The sequence below is a fragment of the Actinotalea sp. genome, from assembly GCF_041597215.1.
In the GTDB taxonomy this organism is placed as follows: Bacteria; Actinomycetota; Actinomycetes; order Actinomycetales; family Cellulomonadaceae; genus Actinotalea.
On sequence record NZ_JBFHHB010000291.1, the window covers coordinates 1 to 3,526 of the forward strand.

At 72.8% G+C, this 3,526-nt stretch carries 4 protein-coding genes; 1 reads left to right on the plus strand and 3 read right to left on the minus strand.

The features are described from left to right. A partial coding sequence (gltX, locus tag ABWK99_RS14790; RefSeq protein WP_372595460.1) for a glutamate--tRNA ligase occupies window positions 1-1,113 on the minus strand: 1,113 nt, incomplete at its 3' end. A 13-nt stretch (window positions 1,114-1,126) separates the two neighbouring features. Next, complete coding sequence (locus tag ABWK99_RS14795; protein ID WP_372595461.1) at window positions 1,127-1,912, minus strand: fumarylacetoacetate hydrolase family protein; 786 nt, start codon at window positions 1,910-1,912, stop codon at window positions 1,127-1,129. 34 nt (window positions 1,913-1,946) lie between these two features. Between ABWK99_RS14795 and ABWK99_RS14800 the strand changes: the two genes are divergently transcribed. Further along, the gene (locus ABWK99_RS14800) at window positions 1,947-2,942 is read left to right on the plus strand and encodes a heparan-alpha-glucosaminide N-acetyltransferase domain-containing protein (protein ID WP_372595462.1); all 996 of its coding nucleotides are present in this window, start codon (window positions 1,947-1,949) and stop codon (window positions 2,940-2,942) included. A gap of 71 nt (window positions 2,943-3,013) precedes the next feature. On the opposite strand, the gene ABWK99_RS14805 is transcribed toward ABWK99_RS14800, so the two are convergent. Then, on the minus strand, window positions 3,014-3,526 hold a 513-nt coding region (locus ABWK99_RS14805), incomplete at its 5' end, for a methyltransferase domain-containing protein (protein WP_372595463.1).

Here is a 3,526-nt window from a genome sequence, read left to right on the forward strand (position 1 = left end):
GCCCGCACCGTGCAGGTACGGGACCAGGCGGTCGCGGAAGTCGCTCCCGCGCAGCATGCGGACGTGCGCCCCGTTGATCGCCTCCGCCTTGGCGAGGTCGAACCGAGCCGGGTTCGGGTTGACGTCGGCGACGTCGAAGGCCGCGACCATCTCCTCGACGCTGAACACGTCGCGATCGGGCGCGATGCCCCAGCCGAGCAGGGCCAGGTAGTTGAGCAGTCCCTCGGGCGTGAAGCCCCGGTCCCGCAGCAGGAACAGGCTGCTCTCCGGGTCCCGCTTGGAGAGCTTCTTGTTGCCCTCCCCCATCACGTAGGGCAGGTGCCCGTAGACGGGCTCGACGCTCGCCACCCCGAGCGCGATGAGCGCGCGGTACAGCACCACCTGACGCGGGGTCGAGGACAGCAGGTCCTCCCCGCGCAGGACGTGCGTGATCCCCATGAGCGCGTCGTCGACGGGGTTGGTGAGCGTGTAGAGCGGCTGGCCGTTGCCGCGCACGATCACGTAGTCCGGGACGGACCCGGCCGCGAAGGTCAGGTCGCCACGGATGAGGTCACGGAAGACGACCGGCTCGGCGGGCATCCGCATGCGCAGGACCGGCTCGCGCCCCTCGGCGCGGTAGGCGGCCTTCTGCTCCTCGGTGAGGTCGCGGTCGAACCCGTCGTAGCCGAGCTTGGGGTCGCGGCCCGCCGCACGGTGCCGCGCCTCGACCTCTTCCGGAGTGGAGAAGGACTCGTACGCGAATCCGGCGTCCAGCAGCCGTCGGGCGACGTCCGCGTACACGTCCATCCGCTCGGACTGGCGGTACGGCGCGTGCGGGCCACCGACCTCCACACCCTCGTCCCAGTCCATGCCGAGCCAGCTGAGCGCGTCCAGCAGCTGCCGGTAGCTCTCCTCGCTGTCGCGCGCCGCGTCGGTGTCCTCGATCCGGAAGACGAAGGTGCCTCCCACATGCCGGGCGTACGCCCAGTTGAACAACGCCGTGCGGATGAGGCCGACATGCGGCGTCCCGGTGGGCGAGGGGCAGAACCGGACCCGGACGTCGCTGCCGGTGACGGCAATGGCGGGGGCGGTGACGAGGGCGGTGGTGGGCACGGATGCGGTGTTCTCGGGCATGGTGCCGCCCAGCCTAGTCGCGGCGCAGCACCGGGTTGCGAAGCACCCCGATCTCCTCGACCTCCACCTCGACGACCTGTCCGTGGTCGATCGGGCCGACCCCCGCCGGGGTCCCGGTGAGGATCACGTCGCCGGGGAGCAGGGTGAAGGCCTCGGAGATGTACGCGATGAGGTGCGCCACGTCGAAGACGAGCTGCGAGGTCCTGCCGTCCTGGCGGAGCTCCCCGTCGACCCGCGCCCGCACCGCGAGGTCGTCGACGTCCAGACCGGGCACGATCCACGGCCCGAGCGGGCAGGACGTGTCGAAGCCCTTGGCCCGGGCCCACTGGCCGTCGGTGCGCTGCGCGTCGCGAGCCGTCATGTCGTTGGCGACCGTGTAGCCGAACACCTGGTCCAGGGCCCGCTCGGGGCTCACCGACTTCGTCACCTTCCCGATGACCACGGCGAGCTCGGCCTCGTAGCTCGCCTCACGCGTCCAGGGCGGGAGCACGATCGGGTCGTCCGGGCCGATCACCGTGGTGTTGGGCTTGAGGAAGAGCAGCGGCTCGACGGGGAGCTCATGGCCCATCTCGGCCGCGTGGTCGGCGTAGTTGCGCCCCACGCCGACGATCTTCGAGCGCGGGATCACGGGGGCCAGGAGGCGGACGTCGTCACGATCGAGCGGGACGCGCTCCCCGGTGAGCTCGATCGGTGTGTAGATCGGGTCCCCGCGCAGGACGGCGAGCTCGAGGGAACCCTCCTCCCCCTGCACCAGGGCGTAGCGAGGGTCGGAACCTGTGGTGAACCGGGCGATGCGCATGCCCCGAGCCTACGGGCGCACCTAGGCTGCCCGCGTGCAGCGCATCGTGGGTGTCGACGTCGCCAGGGGCCTCGCCGTCCTCGGCATGGTCGCCGCGCACGTCGCCGAGGTGGACGACCCCGGCTCCGGGTGGCTGATCGTCACCCACGGGCGCTCGGCCGCGATGTTCGCCGTGCTCGCCGGGCTGTCGATCGGGCTGATGAGCGGGGGGACGAGCCCGTGCGACGTACGGGGCGCACGGTGGCGCGTCGCCGTGCGAGCCGTCCTGCTCGGGGTCCTCGGCCTGCTGCTCATGGCGCTCGGCACCCCGGTGGTGGTGATCCTGCCGAGCTATGCGCTCATGTTCCTGCTGCTCCTGCCCGCCATGGCCTGGTCCCGACCCACGCTGCTCGTGGCGGCAGGGCTGACCCTCGCGGTAGGGCCGCCGCTCTGGCTCGCGATCGACGCGTCGCCCTTCGACCTGCCGCTCTCGCTCCTCGCCGGCCGGTACTACCCGGCGATGATCTGGACGGCGTACCTGGCCGTGGGGCTCGCCCTGGGGCGCAGCGACCTGCGCAGCAGGCAGGTGCGGTGGCTCCTGGCCGTCGGTGGGGTCGCACTGGTGCTCGTCGGCTACGGCGGAGGTCTCCTCGCCCAGCGGACGGTGTCGGGCACCACTCTGCTCCGGCTGGTCGACCTCGAGCCCCATGCCAACACCGCACCGGAGATGGTCGGCAACCTCGGTGTGGTCGCGCTCGTCCTGGTCGCCTGCCTCGTGCTGGCCGAGCGCGCCCCGCTCCTCGTCGCCCCGTTCGCGGCCACCGGGGCCCTCGCGCTGACCGCCTACACCGGTCACCTGGTCGCGATCGCCGTGCTCCAGGCCGGCGGGGGGTACCGGCCCTCGCTCCACCTTCTCGGGATCTTCGTGGTGGTCATCGTGGCGGCCTGCTGGGCGTGGCGGTCCCTGTGGGGACGCGGTCCGCTCGAACGGCTGCTGCACGGGGCCTCCACCCGGGTGGCGACGGCAGTGGCGGCGCCGACCACGACGTGAGGCCCGGGCCCGGGCTCGGGCCGGGGCTCAGGCCCGGGCGGGGCCCTGCTCAGGCCCGGGCGGGGCCCTGCTCAGGCCCGGGCGAGGATCTCGCCGTTGAGGACGGCGAACCAGCCGTCGGGTGCCGTCCCCCAGTCCCGCCAGGCCTCGGCGATCGTCTCCAGCGCGACGTCGTCCGCGAGGTCGTGCTCGCGCGCGTGCCGGGCGAACGTCGAGGACGTCACGCGATCGGCCCAGGAGTGCGACCACCAGGTCCGCTCCTCGGCGGTGGCCCAGCACCAGGCGGCGGCGGTGCACTCGAGGTCCTCTGCTGCGAAGCCCGCCGCGAGCGCCCACGAGCGCAGGTGACGGCCGGCGTCCGGTTCTCCCCCGGTCGCCCGGGCAACCTCGTGGTAGAGCGCCGACCACTCGTCCAGCCCGTGCGAGGCGGGGTGCCAGGTCATCGCCGCGTAGTCCGCGTCCCGGACAGCGACAAGCCCTCCCGGCCGGGTGACGCGGCGCATCTCGGCGAGGACGGCGACCGGGTCGGGGACGTGCTGGAGCAGCTGGTGCGCGTGCACGACGTCGAAGGAGTCGTCGTCGAA

Excerpts from the sequence above, each read along its gene's own strand:
- ABWK99_RS14795 (WP_372595461.1), bottom strand. The coding sequence starts at position 1,912 with ATGCGCATCGCCCGGTTCACCACAGGTTCCGACCCTCGCTACGCCCTG.